The organism is Rhodococcus sp. NBC_00294 (genome assembly GCF_036163995.1).
Classification (GTDB): Bacteria; Actinomycetota; Actinomycetes; order Mycobacteriales; family Mycobacteriaceae; genus Rhodococcoides.
Map to the genome: position 1 here is coordinate 72,376 of NZ_CP108044.1, position 15,022 is coordinate 87,397.

Here is a 15,022-nt window from a genome sequence, read left to right on the forward strand (position 1 = left end):
GGTCAGTGTTCGGTGTCCAGGCCCAGTTCTGCGGCGTGGTCGTAGTCGTCGTCGATGAGGACGACGGTCCTGTCGGCGCGGTCGAGGATCGACGCGGCGATGGATGCCCGGTATCCGGAGGCGCAGTGGACCCAGATTTCACCTGCCGGTATCTCGTGGTGTCGTTCGGCGAGTTCGGGGAGGGGGATGTTGACGGCGCCGTGGATGTGGCCGGCGTCGTATTCTTCGGGTTGGCGGGTGTCGAGGACGACGAGGTCATTGTCGTTGCGTCCGAGGGTGTCTCGCAGGCCGGCGAAGTCGACTGTTCCGTAGCTGCGGACGGGGTGGTCTCCGGTGAGGTCGGTGATGTCGCCGACCGCGGACCCGGACGGTGAGTCGATGCCGATACGTGCGAGTTCTCGGGTCGCGGTGAGGATGTCGTCGGCGGTGTCGCCGATGAGGGTGAGGGGTGCGCCCCACTGGTAGAGCCATCCGAGGTAGGTCACGAAGCTGGAGGACAGCTCGAATCCGAGGCTGCCGTCGAGGTGACCGGCGGCGAACGCGGTGCGCGAGCGCAGGTCGACGACCCATTCGCGGGCCTCGATGCGCCGGCGCAGCTCCGCCGGGTCCACCGGTGTCGGCATGGACAGGTCGACGGGGGCGGGGCCGGCGGTGTTGATGACGCCCATGTGGGCGTAGTAAGCGGGGTAGGCGGCGAGGCCGTCGATGAGGGTGTCGACGTAGGTCTGCTCGTCCTGGGTCAGCGCGGGGTTGGCGCTGCGTTGTTCGCCGATGGTGGAGGACTCGCCGCTGGTGGGGGTGGCGGAGCAGAAGCTGCCGAATCCGTGTGTGGGGTATACCTCGGTGTCGGCGGGGAGCTCGTCGGCCAGTCGGCGCACCGAATGGAACTGGGCGTGGGTGAGGTCGTGGGTGTGTTCGGATCCGAGCAGGTCGGTGCGCCCGGTGGACCCGTAGAGCATGGAGCCGCCCGTGAACACGGCGATCGGGGTGCCGTTCGTGCCCCGCAGGACATAGCTGACGTGATGGTGCGTGTGTCCGGGTGTGTGCATCACCTGCATGAACAGCGGGTCCGCGTCGACGACTTCGCCGTCGACGACGGCGCGCCGCTCGAAGCCGACCGGGTCGCCGTCCGGCACGACGTACTGCGCACCGGTCGCGCGGGCGAGTTCGAGCCCGCCGGTGACGTAGTCGTTGTGGATGTGCGTCTCGAACACGTGGGTGATGCGAGCGTTCTTCTCCCGAGCGAGGGTCTCGATGCGGTCGATGTCGCGTTGGGGGTCGACGACCAGGGCGATGCCGTGGTGGCTGATCAGGTAGCTGCGATCGCCGAGGCTCGAGGTCTCGATGATGGCGATGTCGGGGGTGTCTGTGGTGGTCATGGATGCTCCTCGTCACGGGTGTGTCGATCGGGTGGTCAGGGCAGTGAGGGTGTGGGGGTGTCAGGTGACGATGGTGTGAGCGGCGTCGATCAGCACGTATCCGGCGACGGCGAGCACCAGGTAGGCGAACCAGTTCTTCAGGCGGTCGGCGTTCACCCGGTCGGCCCAGCGGCCGGCGACGAGTGACCCTGCGATCGCCGCCCCGGCGAACGTCGCGGTGAGGGCCCAGTTGCCGCCGAGCCCGTCGGTGTGGGATACCAGTCCCGCTGCGGAGTTGGCCACGATCACCACCAGCGACGTCCCTACCGCGACGGTCATCTCGATGCCGAGCAGCAGCACCAGCGCCGGGATGATGAGGAAACCCCCGCCGACACCGAACAGGCCCGTCAGCACACCGACGGCGAAGCCGGTGGGGATCGACCGTGGGGCGCAGCGTCGCCAGTCGATCCCCGAGGTGCCTGTTCGGCAGGCGGTGCCGAGAGAGGCGTCGCCGCGGAGCATGCGTACTGCGGCCGCGATCATGACCAGCCCGAACCCGACCAGCACGACCGACTCGGGCAGGTGTCGGCCGGCGCCGCTCCCGAGGAAGGTCCCCACGATGCCGGTGCCGGCGAAGATCGCCGCGAGTCGCCACTCGATCAGCCGTGCCAGGATCTTCGGGACGGCCCCGGTCAGGGACGCCGATCCGACGACGAGCAGCGACACCGGGATCGCCTCGGCCAGCGGGAGATGCAGGGCGTAGACGAGAACGGGTACGGCCAGGATGGACCCTCCACCGCCGAGCAGTCCCAACAGGACCCCGATGACGGCGCCGAGGACCAGCCCCAGTGCCAGCGTCATCGGTTCCGGGTGTCCCCGTCGCCGCCGAGGGCGGTGATCGCAGCGCGGAGCTTGGTCGCGGCGTCGCGCGCGACGTCGCCGAGCGCCGGTTCACCGGTCGCCTCGACCATGATGTCGGGGTTCATGGCGTCGACGATGATCACGTCCGCGTTGTCCGGGTCCTCGCGGACGACGACGTTGCAGGGAAGCAGCAGGCCGATCTGGCGCATGACGCCGACGGCGCGGTGGGCCAGGGGTGGGTTGCACGCGCCGAGAATCAGGTAGCGCTCCATGTCCTCACCGAGTTTGGCCTTGAGGGTGGCCTGCATGTCGATCTCGGTGAGCACACCGAAACCCTGCTCCGCCAGAGCGTCTCGGGTGCGCTGGACGGCGGTGTCGAAGTCGGTGCCGGTCAGGGTGGTGGTCAGGGCGATACTCATGAGGGTGGTTCCTTTCGTCGGCGATGCAGTCGTTCGGTGGTGAAGATGTCCGGTGCTGTGGTTGCGGGTTACCCGCGGTCGGCGGCGCGAAGACTGCGCGCCCCGATCCGGCGCAGCAGCAGGCTCGCCGGGCACCACCCGACCGCAGCGTAGAGGGCCAGGTTCGCAGCGGCGAACGCGCTGAGTAGCCGCCAGTACGGCGATGCGGTCTCCCCGAGGACCAGCCCGGCGGCGACGACGATGCCGGCCAGCGCTGGCACCGAGCGTTCGATCGGCCAGCCGGTGAAACCGGCGGGAACGCGGGCGGGACGGACAGTGGTGGTCATGAGTGTCCTTTTCCGGTCGTGGGGTGTCAGTGCGAAAAGCTGATGGACGGGAGAGCCTTGCGGAGCCAGACGGGTGACCACCAGGCGGCGGAACCGGTCAGTCGGAGCAGGACGGGCAGCAGGATCAACCGGATGAGCACCGCGTCGAGAAGCACGGCGACGCCGAGGATGATGCCCATCTCCTTCGGCGGGAGCGGGTCTGCGAGGGCGAAGGTGAAGAACACCGCCACCATCACCGCGGCCGCGGCGAAGATGACCCGACCCGAGTGGGCGAGACCGTCGATCATCGCCGTCGTCGCGTCGCCGGTGCGCTCGTAGTGCTCCTTGGCGGTGGCGAGGAGGAACACGGTGTAGTCCATGGCGATGGCGAAGATCATCGCGAAGAAGAACACCGGTCCCCACCCGTTCAGGAAGCCCTGCGGGGTGAAGCCGAGCAGCGAGGCGCCGTGCCCGTCCTGGAAGATCAGCTTGGCGACGCCGAACGCGGCGGCGGTGGAGAGCAGGCTGACCGCGGTACCGAGGAAAGCGATCAGGGGTGCTTGCAGTGCGACGAGGAGCAGCACGAACCCGAGGATCAGGATGATCGTGACGACGAGCGGCAGATAGTCGTTCAGGGCCTGCTGCAGGTCGAGGTTCTCCGCGGGTGCGCCGCCGACCAGCGCCGACTCCGGCAGTTCGCCACGGAGGTCGGCAAGAATGGTGCCCATCGACTCGTCGGACGGGTCGACAGCCGGAATCACTTGCAGGAGTGCGTAGCCGGAGCCGTCAGCGGCGGGTTGCGGCGGGGTGACCATCGCGATACCGGGCACCTCCGAAGCGGCAGAGGCCGTGTCGGCGGCGTCGGTCTCGGGGACGACGATCTGCAGTGCGCCGGGGGCGCCGTCACCGAACTGCTGCTGGACGAGGGCGTAGCCCTGCCGCACCGGTGCGTCCTCGGGGACCACGGAGATCGACGGCATCGCGACCTTCAAGCCGAGGACCGGCAGTGCGAGTGCGACGAGGACGCCGATCGAGGCGAGCGCGAACGGCCACGGGTGCTTGTGCAGGAGAGCGCCCCACGCGGCGAACATCGGCGAGCGGTGCTGCTGACGCTTCGCGTAGGGAAGGGACGCGGCGTTGACCTTCGATCCGAGCGCGCCGAGGGCGGCGGGGAGCAGGGTGAGGGTGGCGAGCAGGACGAAGGTGACGGCGAGCATGATGCCGACGGCCATGGTCCGCACCGCGGGGGCGGGGACGATCAGCACGGCGGACAGGCTCACCAGGACGGTGAGCCCGGACAGGACCACGGCCTTGCCGGCGGTGTCCATGGTCTCGGCGACGGCCGCGCGGGGATCGCTGGAGCGCAGGGCGTCGCGGAAGCGGGCGACGAGGAACAGGGCGTAGTCGATGCCGAGTGCGAGGGCGAACATCATGGCGAAGTTCATGGCCCACACCGAGATCGGGGTGATCTCGTTGAGCAGGACCAGCCCGCCGGCGGAGGCGACGAGACCGGCGATGGTCAGCAGCAGGGGTAATCCGGCGGCGACGAGTGAGCCGAACGCGAGAACCATGATGGCGAGGGTGACGGGCCAGGAGATGAGTTCGGCCTGGATCATCGCGTCGTGGTTGGCCTTGTTGAAGTCCGACCACAGCGCCGACGCACCGGTGGGGTAGACCTCGACACCGTCGCCGGAGAGTGCGGTGAGCTGGTCCTTGACGTCGTCGACGGCGGTGACCATCTCGTCGGTGGTGCCGTCGGCGCCGGCGATCAGGATGCCGGTGCGCCCGTCGGGGCTGATCGTCATCCCCTGCTGCGGGGGCACGATCTCACCGAAACGCGGGTCCGCGTTCAGGATGTCGGTCGCGCCGGTGAGCGCGGCGGTCGCTTCCGGGTCCGTCAGCGCACCGGAGTCGCTGTGGACGACGACCTGCACCGCGGCGGAGGAGTTGCCGCCGAAGTGTTCCTCGGCCAGCTCGCGGACCTGCACCGATTCCGATCCGTTCGCCTGCCACCCGGCACCCGCGAGGGACGAGAACACCGACGGCGCAACGGATCCGAGGGCGATCAACAAGATCAACCAGGTGCCGAAGACCCAGCGGCGGCGGGTGACCATGGCCGAGCCCCACCGGCCGAGGCGGCCGGGGGCACTGTCGTGGTGGTGGTCGCCGAGCCGGGATTCGGCGACGGTGTCGGGCTGGGACACGGTGGACTCCTATACGGGTGGGGGTATCCAAGCGGCCGGGAGCGGCCGCCGTCGAGAACTGAGTGGAGGTGAGCTCAGCGGCGGAACAGCGAACGCAGGCCGCCGGATGGGGACGGTGCGGACCGGCGGTCACACGTGCAGCGTTGCGACTGCGGGACCGAAGTCATCACGCTGTCGACATGTCGGCCGCAGCCCGACCACGTGGTCTTGCCGCACTGGGGGCACTCGGCGGGACGGCACACGGGGCGCTCCTTCTGAGTTCGATCGCCTGGACGACACCCACCGTGCCATATACGAGGGGGGGTATGCAAGTACCCCAGGGGGTATTGGGGAGGGCCAGGCGTGTTCAATCGACGGAGACGAGCCTGTGGGCGCAGGGCTCTTTCCACCAGTGTGTGTGGACGTCCCGCCGCGACATCGGCCGGTCGACCCGCGGCAGTCAGGCAGCCCGGAGTCGCCCGGGTGCCTCTGGGGTGAAGACGCGGTCATCGCGGATCAGGGCCCACACGACGTCGACCTGTTTGCGCGCCACGGCGAGCAGGGCTTGGGTGTGCACCTTGTTCTGGCCGCGTTTGTGCTGGTAGTACTCGCGTGAGGGACCATCGGTGCTCAGGCTGCCCTGTGCTGCGAGGTAGAACATCCGGCGAAGTCCCCGGTTGTACCGCTTGGGTCGTCGAAGGTTGCCCGTGATGCGGCCGGAGTCGCGAGGAACAGGTACGAGGCCGGCGTACGAGGCGAGGTGGCCGGCGGTGGCAAACCCGTCCAGCGTCCCACCGGTCTCGACGAGGAACTCCGCTCCCAGCCGTGCGCCGATGCCGGGCACGGATTCGAGTGCTCGGGCGTACTTGTGCTGGCGGAACAAATCCTGGATCTGCTCGTCGACTTCTTTGGTCTCGCTGTCGATGGCCAGGAGCCGACCGGCCATCCGCCTGACCAGCGCCGCGGTGACCTCCTCACCGGCGACGACGCATGTTTGCCGTTGCGCGGCAGCGAGCGCGGCGGTGACCACCGTTCTGCGCCGGTCGCTGCGCACACCGAGGCCGGCGAGGTGCGCGTCGAGACCGTCGGCGCCGACCCCGAGTATCGCCCCTGGTGTGCAGAACGTGGACAGCAGCAGTAGGGCCGACCGCCCGAGGAACCGGAGCTCGATCTCAAGGGCGGGAAAGATGCTGTTCAGGAGGCCGCGGAGACGGTTGACGGTGCGCACCCGGTCAGCGATCAGCTCCGCTCGGTAACCGGTGAGATGGCGCAGGTTGAGCACCAGAGGCTCCGGAACCATCACGGTGTCCAAATCGGTTCGTGTGCGGGCGATGTCGGCGATGAGGCGGGCATCCTTGGCGTCGGTCTTGCCTTCGCCGCGGTACGCGGACGCCATGGTGTGCACGACCCGGCCGGGGATGTAGACGACGTGTTGCTCGGCCAAGGTGAGGAGTGTGAGGAGCAGCGAGGCCACCGCGCTGGTCAGGTCGACCGCCCACCGCACGTTCGCGGTGCCCACCGACCGGATGAGGTCGTCGATGGCAGTCTGATCGTTGTCGACGCGCCGTGACCAGACGATGGTGCCGGCGTGGTCGATCGCGCATGCGTGATGGGTGCGTTTACCAACGTCGATTCCGATCCACAGCTCCACTTCGGCCATCGGTTCTCCTTCTGTCAGTGCGTCGTTCCCGAGGACAGCTCCACCATCAGGTCCCTAATCAGCGACACTGTCGTCGCAGATCTCAATGTGCGGCCAGAGTGTCCAGTCCGGTGGGGCAGCCATTCGCGGGAAGCGACTCGAATGCACTACGTCCTCTGCTACACCCCACCGTTCCGGGCGTCCGGTCCTGCCGGACATGCAGCACTTTAGGGACTACGTCCTCGCCCTCGGCTACCTCGCCGCACCCGTCGTGGTCGCCGGCCCCGACACCCACTGGTCAGGCCATCGGGTGACCCGCATCGAGCAGCTCGCCGCCGCCGCGGCCTGACCGAACCTCACAGACCACCACCGATCGAAGGAGAACCCACCCATGGCGCACCTCGCGTTCGACTACCAGACCGACCACGACTTCATCGCCGCCCAGATCGAAGCGGACCTCGCCGCCGAAACCACCAGTGCCGTCGTCATCCCCGGCCCCTGGAGCACCCACCCGGCCGCCGACTCCACTTTCGCCCGGTAAGGCAGGGAACACGTCATGAGCGCACTACGGGCCGTCCCCGAACCCGAGCAGAACCCGACCGACCCGGTCCTCGACCTCGCACCCGACGCCGCAGTTCCCGACGCCGACGCGAGCGCCGGCCTCGACCCGCGGACCGACCCGGAATCGTTGACCCTCTGCGCGCTCATGTGGTCCGTCGACACCGCCGCCGCAGTCCGCGTCGCCGACGCCCTCATGCCGGCGGACTTCGCCGAGCCCGCCTACGCGGAACTGTTCTCCGTCATCGCCGACCTCGTCACCACCGGACAGCCCCACGACCCCGCCTCCGTCGCCGCCGTCCTGCACCGAGCCGGGGGAGGGCAGAAGGACGCACCGCTGCGCCGAGCGTTGGCGGACGTCGTCACCGCCGACACCACCGGATCGTCCGCCGCCGTGCACTACGCCGACATCGTGCTCTCCCAGTCCTACCGGCGGTCGTTCCACATCACCGGGCAGCGACTCATCCAGGCCGCTGAGCAGGGTCCTGAGGACGAGCTGTTCGATTACATGGTGCAGCTCGGCACCGCTCAGCGGGCAGCGTGGAAGAGGCTCAACACCTTCCGAGCGGGAGAGTCGCGGCCGTGAGAACTGACATGTACTGGTCCGTCGGTCCGTGTCCCCCAAGCGGGCTATCACCAGCGTCCTGCTCGGAAATCGCGACGAGAAGCGCTCAATGAGCTGGCGGTGAGTGCACGATGTCGAATCGACAGCATGAGCCTCGGTCTCCGAACCGGTTCTTGCTCTCTCGCCTTTCAGTGAGACTTAAAGCTAACGTGTAAAAAAACCGACTGGACCGTTGTCGATACCGCGTTGCACTGATGTACTGGGTGGGTCTCGTCACCTCGTCACCTATGCGAAAGTCGTTGTCTCCCTTGAAGAAACTCTCTGCCGCCCGCAGTGCGATCGCAGTTGCTGCAGCGATGGCCGCCCTGACTGTGGCTGGTGCTCCTGCGGCGAGTGCCGACACCCGAACTGGTTGGGTGGGTTCCACCGGACCTGTGAACGGGCAGTTATACCTCCACACGTCCACCATCAGCAATACGCCGCTGTTCGCTGATACCAGGATCTATACCGCCTTCGGCGGTACGGTGCCGTCCGCCTTCATCGGGGTGCGTTCGCGACTGTTCTCCAGCGGTGCGCTCTGTGTCATCAAGCCCTACAAGTACAACAGTTCCCCGGCATCCTCAGTGAACGATCCGACCACGGGTGACTGCGGCCCAGGTTTCTACAACAGCCATGGCTTCGTTCGAGCTTTCAACGGAACTACGTACCAGGAGTTCGTCACGTTCCCCAGTGATCCACTCGAGTTCACGGCGCCGGCCGCGCGCGGAACTAATGAGCAGGGCGAATCGTACGGATCGGGGGAGGATGCGAAGGTCGATGCTGAGCTTCCGGACCTCGTACTCGCCTACGGTACCGATGGGCAACTCGGTTACGTGCGAGCCGCTGACATCGCGGAACCTCAACTCGACAAGTCGCAGATCGAGGCACTGGACGAGGTGAACGGCTCTTTCGTACAGGAGACTCGTGTGGTTCCGCTGTTGGCAAGTGACGGCGCAACTACTCTCGGCGAGTTCCGGATCGGATAGTCGCTATGTCGGAAGTCGATACATATCAACGCCACTCCGTTTGGCGCCCCTGGAAACGCCGGCTTCACAGACCGTTGGCGGTCATGGTCATGACGCTAGCGTTCGCTCTACCGTTGAGTCCCGCAGCGCAAGCCCAGGACCCAATCGAGGTGGCACCACCACCGATGGGTGCGCCGGGCGAAGTGAGAGACTGCAACGACCCCCCAGCTGACCCCAGCCAGGGGTGGGTGTGTATTCCGAACTTGGAGTTGGCCGCTCCGACGACGGAGTCGGGTGCCAGGAGCGGCACGTCGTCCTATTGCACACCGTACGGGGCATCAGGCGGTCAGGCATGTTGGTATGTGACAAGCGATTTCAAAGCAAACTTCTACTCGAACGACATCCGCTACATGCTCAATGCGACCGAGGTGGGACGCGGCGAGATGGAAATCCAGTGGACGCTCGAGGGCAACGGGACGTTCGTCGACCTGTACACCGTAAAGAACAGCGTTCCGACGTCGGCGATCTTCTTCCTCGTCTCACTGAACAATGGCGGAGTGTTGGTGAACGGGGGCGGTTCGGAGATCAATTTCGCGCCTCTCTGCAAATCAATCCCGGGCAGCAGCTGGCGCTGTACGCCGGTGCACCTGCACAAGCAGAGCGGTGATAAGGGACGACCAGAATCTCGATCACAACGCGAAGGCTGAATATTCAGTCAGTTTGACTGCGTACCCGAACTTCTTCTGGAACTTCTACGTCCGCAGCCCTGTCGCACATCGTGACGGTCCGCCGACCGGCCAATCCACGATCTACCGGTTCGGCCAAGCGTTCGATCTTTCCGGCGACTCCATCGGAGGAGGCTTCGCATCCTAGCCCGAGGATAGAAAACAGTGGCTGGACCACGAGTAGACTCGCGGGCCAGCCACTGCCGACCGTATGTAAACATCTGAAGCGGCCGTAATCGACGTGCACCCGACTGATCTCGGAGAGAAGGTATCCAGTGGGCCGAAGAGCCGTATTCGACGAGAGGGTCGAAGGCTTCGCACGGGACCTGGAGCAGGTAGGTCTTACGGATCTGGCGCGGCGCCTGCACGAAGACTTGAACGATCTGCCAGTCGAGAACACCCATGTGGACGACGTCGTTCTGACGTTGAGATGGGTTGCGTCAGATGACCGCATAGCTTCGGTCGATCGCGCCCGTGCGAATGAACTCATCGGTGTGGCCAGCAACTTGCCCCTACATCTTGGGCGGACCGGCGTTGTTCACGTCACATGGCACCGAAACCTGACAGACGGGCCTGTGCCCCTCAGACACCAACAAGAGCCGACCGGTGAGCAAGACGGCACCTACCTTGCGCATTGGGGCGATGACGATAGTTACGAAACATCGCCCGTGTTCCACCACCTCTCAGAGGCGCTCGAGTGGGCACGCACACGTGCGCCTTCGGTCATAGTGAGACCTTGGTGGGATGACGGCACTGAGTACTGGGCGGGGGATTCACCCGCGCCGCACCGCTATCCACTGCTACCTGCTCCATAGGTTTAACGTGTTTCTGCGTGGTGGAGCGCGCCGCCAACGGCTGAGGCTCCGCCCGGTCGGCCAGACAGTGGCATCGAACCGAGTGCGTGTGCGCGACGGAGGATCCTGGACGCTCTCGGGCGGCTGGGGCAAGTTCGGAACATATGCATGCTGCGCCTCTTCGGCGGCCCGGTCGCGGGCGGCGCACGAGAGGACATACAAATGCTGGGCGACGCAACGGTACGGCGACGATCCCGCGCGACCAGCCGGCTCTCCTGATCCCCATGAGACGTGTCATCGACGCACGCGGGTGACCCGGACACCGGCGATAGCGAACGGTGCAGCCAGTACCGCAGCCGATCCGGCTCCGATCAGCGGGTAGGCCCACCACGGCAGAGTCAGCTGGTTCCACCACTTCGCCGCGTCGATGAAGTATCGATCGAGCTCGGCTTCGGTATCGGCGTCGAGCGCGTCCTGGCCCTGAATCGACCCGTACCCACCTCCGTAGACGGTGACAGCACCGTCATTCGGATCGAGATACGCAAGGGTCCCTTCGACACTCAGGAGCACGAGACCGATCACCACACCCGCGAGGGCAGCCCACACCATCAGCTTCGCCATGCGCGCCACCCAACCACACATGATCCCGTTGTTGGCCGTGTTCACGACCCGGCGGCGGCCGCGCATGTCTGGGAGGCGGCGACGGCGAATACCGACGCCAGCACGGCGCACACGATCGCCGCATCCAGTCGGTCACGAGTGGCGGCACAGTCGCTGCGAGCTGCCCGGCGCAGTCTATTATCGACCGCCAGCAGGATCGCCTCGCCGACATACAAGATGACCGTCCCGGCCACGAGCGCGGCGCGTGCGGTCACGACGAACGGGTGCGAGATCCCTGGTGTCGGCGAACACCAACCGCCCGGAGTCCAATGCGATCGCCCATCGACGAGCCTGCGCCCAGGTGCGGCCCGTGCGATCGGCCGGCAGAACGCTGTCGCCGAAGTCCTCGACGATCCGCCCACGCTCCGGATGCTCCGACTCCGACACCGCCACTGTGACCACGTCGTCGACGGACGGCACGAAGTTGGTGTTACTTCCGGTATCACTGGTCACGTGCAGCATTGAAACAGACACCCGTGCCGCCCGGTCAGGTCGGCGGCGGCGGGCGCTATGACGTTCATCGCCCACCACCGAACAGGCCCGGCCGCGTCACTCGACGAGTGACGCGGCCGGTAGAGGAATGCAAGGGGTGAGACAGTCAGGTGTCGCCGTTGCAGGGCGGTCCCCACACTCCGGCACCTGCGGCTTGAGCGCGGTTCTCGGCGTCGTTGATGTTCACCGCGGCGGTGGGCGGATCCGCACGGTCGTAGACGTACGAGCGAGCGGCACCGGCCTCGGCGGCCGCGATCGAGTAGTCCCGCCCATCGGGGAGGACCAGGTACCGCAGGAGCCGGCCGTAGTCGTCCACCTCGTCCTGGCTCGGATCGGTGACCATCCCGACCTGTCGCCCGTCTAGCAACGACCTCGCGAAGTCGGTCGCTTCCGGACCCCAGCACTGCTCGGGTGTGCTCGGCTGGTTCGTCTCCGGGGTGTCGATGCCGATGACCCGCACCCGTGCACTCCCGCCCGTGGAGGTGGCGACGTCGACGGTGTCGCCGTCGACGACGTTCGTCACCGTCACCGCCTCACTGACACCGATGTCCTCCGACCACCCGCGGGCAGGCGCCTCCGGCGACACCGAAAAGTCCGCCGGTGGTTGGTTGCACCCGGAAGCGACCGCGCACACAAACAGCGCGCCGACCACCGCGCCGCCGACCCGGCGACGCAAGGTCACGACTCCATCTGTTCGCCGGTGCCGCCCTGCCCGCGTACGCGGTCGCGGTACCCCCGGAGGGCGGCATGTTCGGCGGTGATGAACGCCTCGACGTCGACACCACCGTCCGGCGACCGGTGCGGGAACGTGTGGGGGACGTACCCGCACCCTGGCAACGGGGCGAGCGCGAAGGCGTGGTCGTAGATCGGTTCGAGATCCCCATCGTCGAAGAACTCCGTCTCCTCCGTCGACACCACCACCGGCACGGACTCCGGCAGACCCATCCGCCGCGCCTTCTCCGTCGCCGCCGCGGTCCACGCGGCGAGGTAGGCGTCGGTGTCCGCGGCGTAGAGCCGGTCGACGGCGACCAGCTCCGCGCCCAGCTCGGTCACCGCCGAGGACGGTAGGTCGGCCGGCCGCATCGCCGCCCGGATACTCGTCCGGTCCCGGTGCCACAGTTCCTGGATCCCGTAGTCGGAGAGCTGTTGGTCACGGGTCTCGAGGTAGAGCACCACCGGCGCCGTCCGCTTCGCCAACGGCAACTGCGGGTCGGTCCCGAACGCTGCCAGTGCGGCGACGTGCTGCGCCGACTCGGACTGCGGCGACGCCGCCAACAGGGTGTCGGTGCCGCCGACGTTCGCCGCCGCCGACGCGGCCGCGAGCACCAACACCGCGGCGACGTCCACGCTGCGGGTCTGCGCGACGCGGGTGAGGACGGAGGAGATCGCGTGCGCCGCCTGGTCGGGGTGGTCGAGATCCGCGAGTACCGATTCGGTGGACCCGACGATGTTGCGGGTCGGTCGTGCCGGGCCGTTGCCGTCGACGGTGACGAGTTGGATCATCACGTCGTCGACCCCGCGGTCGGGGAGCGTCTGCACCTGGTGGCGGATGAACTCGTGCGCGCCGACGTCATCGACGAACACCCCGTGCGCCAACGGTGTGCGGCCGGGTTCCCCGGCCGGGGTGCGCCGCCACACCGTCGCTTCGATTCCGCCGCTCATGCCGCGCTCGACTCGTCGACAGCGGTCTGCTCGGCGTCCGCCGTCGTCTCGACGGCGGGAGTGCTGGTGTCCTGGGGCCGGCCGGACGCGGTGTCGGTGCCACGTCCGCGGCCGCCCGTGATGCGGGCGGCGCGCTTGCTGGGCCGGGCGACGGAGTCCGGTACGGACAGGCCCGCCTTGCGGAGCTCGGCGACGGTCCACCCGCTGGCGACAGCGGTGCGGAACGCGGCGGTCTCGGCGGCCGCGAGCGCCGCCTCCCGTGCTTGCGCCGCGCGGACTTCATCGGCGGCGGCGGCGCGGTCGTTCTGCGCGGTGACGGTGGTGTCGATGTGGGCGAGGCGGTCGTTCAGCGCGGCCTCTGCGGCGGCGCGAACAGCGGCCGGGTCGACAGGAGTGACAGTGGTGACAGACATGATGCGGGCCTTTCGGAGGCGGTCAGTCCGGGGCGAGTCACCGCGAGTCCGCGTGCTGCGCACGCGACTGCTCGACTCACCCACGAAGGGGGACTGACCGGGGCGGCCCGCACGGCGTCCCGATCGCTTACGACTGTAGGGTAGTGTCCCGGCAACCGTCTACGGGAAGCGTGCTAATCCTGCGGTTCAGGCGTGTCGTCGGCGTCGTCGCCGCTGCCGTCCGGCGAGTCTGCGTTCGCCGTGCCCGCGCTGTTGGCGAGTCCGGGTGATTGCTGATCGAGCGCCCAACGGGTCATGGGTCCACGTGCCCCGTTCACCCCGTACATAGCTGCCGCTAGTGCACTGAAACCTGGGTCGGTGTTGAGGGCGCGTTGCATCACGAACTCAGCCATGTCGTTCTTCCACGGCGGGTTGTCGAGAAGGGTTTTGAACTCTGGAGAAATGCCCGTGTGAAGGCCCGGCAGGTTGCCCCAATCGACGGTGTCTCGCCGGTGCGCGTCGAGCCAGGCGGCGAAGGACGCGACGGTTGTCACGGAGGGGTCGGTGTCGTCTATCTGATCGATAGTTTCATCGTCGACCTCGACGGCCAGGTGCTCCTGGGCGAGTCGCGTGAACTGCTTCAAGGTGATGTGGTGATACCGCACTCCGGCCGTACTCCGCATCTCGTTGACAAGCTCCCTCAGCGGGGCCGTCCTGCGGTCCATCCAGTCAGATTTCTGGTCGTTGGAAACGAACATGATGCTTCTGTTGGTGGTGATCGCGTGGCCGAGCAGTTCGCGCCAGATGAAGTAGTCGCCGTACATCTTGGGCGCGCCCTTCCATGCGTCGCTGTACCCCGGTGGAATTTCCATCGGTGCACGCCGGTCGAACTCGGCGCACCATCTTTGAATCTGGTCCTGCGTTGGCTCGGTACCCAGTCGGTCAGCAGTGAGTAGCGCATCGAGTGTGTCTCGCACATCATCGTTCTCGACGGTCAACCCGTACTCGTCGTGGAGTTGTTCGACGGTATCGGCGAGTCCGGCATGCGCTGTCTCCCAAGCGGCTCTGACACGCTTCCCGACGGCAACGTTCTTGATGGGTTTGGTGGCGCTCTTCTGGGCTTCTTTGAGTCGTTCGATGCTGCCGTCGAGGAGTTGCTGGTGATCCGCGATCGCGCCCTTACGCCCCCGTTGATATTCGAGTGCAGCCTGGTACGGAACGAACAGTCGATCGGCCACAGCTTGCAGCGTGTCGAGTATCTGCGCACGCTCTTTTTTCTGCGAGCGATAGAGCTCCAGCAAGGCGCTGGCATCAAATGCGATTGTCGCTGAGGTAAGCAGAGCCGCTACGTCGACCTCGTCCGGGTCGGCATCGTCATACCACTCCGGGAAAACCGATTTCACTG

16 protein-coding genes and 1 pseudogene are annotated in these 15,022 nt (G+C 66.8%); 5 read left to right on the forward strand and 12 right to left on the reverse strand.

Annotated features, from left to right (window positions below):
- Nucleotides 1-2: 2 nt before the first annotated feature.
- The 6 genes from OHB23_RS22135 to OHB23_RS22160 all read right to left on the reverse strand — a co-directional run bounded on the left by OHB23_RS22135 (nt 3) and on the right by OHB23_RS22160 (nt 6,786).
- The gene (locus tag OHB23_RS22135; protein WP_328810602.1) at nt 3-1,379 is read right to left on the reverse strand and encodes an MBL fold metallo-hydrolase; all 1,377 of its coding nucleotides are present in this window, start codon (nt 1,377-1,379) and stop codon (nt 3-5) included.
- Nucleotides 1,380-1,439: 60 nt separating this feature from the next.
- Nucleotides 1,440-2,219: a sulfite exporter TauE/SafE family protein gene (locus OHB23_RS22140; RefSeq protein ID WP_328810601.1), complete on the reverse strand. Its 780-nt coding sequence runs from the start codon at nt 2,217-2,219 to the stop codon at nt 1,440-1,442.
- Nucleotides 2,216-2,638 carry a DUF302 domain-containing protein gene (locus OHB23_RS22145; RefSeq protein WP_328810600.1) on the reverse strand — a complete coding sequence of 141 codons (423 nt, stop codon included), beginning with the start codon at nt 2,636-2,638 and terminating at the stop codon, nt 2,216-2,218. Before OHB23_RS22145 ends, OHB23_RS22140 begins: the two co-directional genes overlap by 4 nt.
- 68 nt (nt 2,639-2,706) lie before the next feature.
- Complete coding sequence (locus OHB23_RS22150) at nt 2,707-2,964, reverse strand: YgaP-like transmembrane domain (RefSeq protein WP_328810599.1); 258 nt, start codon at nt 2,962-2,964, stop codon at nt 2,707-2,709.
- Nucleotides 2,965-2,990: 26 nt separating this feature from the next.
- Complete coding sequence (locus OHB23_RS22155; protein WP_328811699.1) at nt 2,991-5,057, reverse strand: MMPL family transporter; 2,067 nt, start codon at nt 5,055-5,057, stop codon at nt 2,991-2,993.
- 529 nt (nt 5,058-5,586) lie between these two features.
- Nucleotides 5,587-6,786, reverse strand: coding sequence for an IS110 family transposase (locus tag OHB23_RS22160; RefSeq protein WP_328810598.1), 1,200 nt, complete (start codon nt 6,784-6,786; stop codon nt 5,587-5,589).
- Between the two features lie 205 nt (nt 6,787-6,991).
- On the opposite strand from OHB23_RS22160, the pseudogene OHB23_RS22165 reads away from it, so the two are divergent.
- The 5 genes and pseudogenes from OHB23_RS22165 to OHB23_RS22185 form a co-directional block, all read left to right on the forward strand.
- Nucleotides 6,992-7,114: pseudogene (locus OHB23_RS22165) on the forward strand (NrdH-redoxin); the annotation flags it as partial.
- Nucleotides 7,115-7,156: 42 nt separating this feature from the next.
- Nucleotides 7,157-7,306, forward strand: a complete 150-nt coding sequence (locus OHB23_RS22170) for a hypothetical protein (protein WP_328811712.1) — start codon at nt 7,157-7,159, stop codon at nt 7,304-7,306.
- 15 nt (nt 7,307-7,321) lie between these two features.
- Complete coding sequence (locus OHB23_RS22175; RefSeq protein ID WP_328811713.1) at nt 7,322-7,909, forward strand: DnaB-like helicase N-terminal domain-containing protein; 588 nt, start codon at nt 7,322-7,324, stop codon at nt 7,907-7,909.
- Nucleotides 7,910-8,196: 287 nt separating this feature from the next.
- Nucleotides 8,197-8,913 (forward strand): hypothetical protein, encoded by a 717-nt coding sequence (locus OHB23_RS22180; protein WP_328811714.1) that lies wholly within the window; start codon nt 8,197-8,199, stop codon nt 8,911-8,913.
- Nucleotides 8,914-9,254: 341 nt separating this feature from the next.
- Entirely contained in the window at nt 9,255-9,599 is a 345-nt protein-coding gene (locus OHB23_RS22185) for a hypothetical protein (RefSeq protein ID WP_328811715.1), read from the forward strand.
- 1,106 nt (nt 9,600-10,705) lie between these two features.
- On the opposite strand, the gene OHB23_RS22190 is transcribed toward OHB23_RS22185, so the two are convergent.
- From OHB23_RS22190 to OHB23_RS22215, 6 genes are all read right to left on the reverse strand, one after another.
- Nucleotides 10,706-11,098, reverse strand: coding sequence for a hypothetical protein (locus OHB23_RS22190; protein ID WP_328811716.1), 393 nt, complete (start codon nt 11,096-11,098; stop codon nt 10,706-10,708).
- Nucleotides 11,074-11,286, reverse strand: a complete 213-nt coding sequence (locus tag OHB23_RS22195) for a hypothetical protein (protein ID WP_328811717.1) — start codon at nt 11,284-11,286, stop codon at nt 11,074-11,076. The genes OHB23_RS22190 and OHB23_RS22195 overlap by 25 nt, the downstream gene beginning before the upstream one ends.
- 383 nt (nt 11,287-11,669) lie before the next feature.
- Nucleotides 11,670-12,245 (reverse strand): thermonuclease family protein, encoded by a 576-nt coding sequence (locus OHB23_RS22200; protein WP_328811718.1) that lies wholly within the window; start codon nt 12,243-12,245, stop codon nt 11,670-11,672.
- Complete coding sequence (locus OHB23_RS22205; protein WP_328811719.1) at nt 12,242-13,225, reverse strand: hypothetical protein; 984 nt, start codon at nt 13,223-13,225, stop codon at nt 12,242-12,244. Before OHB23_RS22205 ends, OHB23_RS22200 begins: the two co-directional genes overlap by 4 nt.
- Nucleotides 13,222-13,638, reverse strand: coding sequence for a hypothetical protein (locus OHB23_RS22210; protein WP_328811720.1), 417 nt, complete (start codon nt 13,636-13,638; stop codon nt 13,222-13,224). The genes OHB23_RS22205 and OHB23_RS22210 overlap by 4 nt, the downstream gene beginning before the upstream one ends.
- A 173-nt stretch (nt 13,639-13,811) precedes the next feature.
- Nucleotides 13,812-15,020, reverse strand: a complete 1,209-nt coding sequence (locus OHB23_RS22215; RefSeq protein ID WP_328811721.1) for a PIN-like domain-containing protein — start codon at nt 15,018-15,020, stop codon at nt 13,812-13,814.
- Nucleotides 15,021-15,022: the final 2 nt, after the last annotated feature.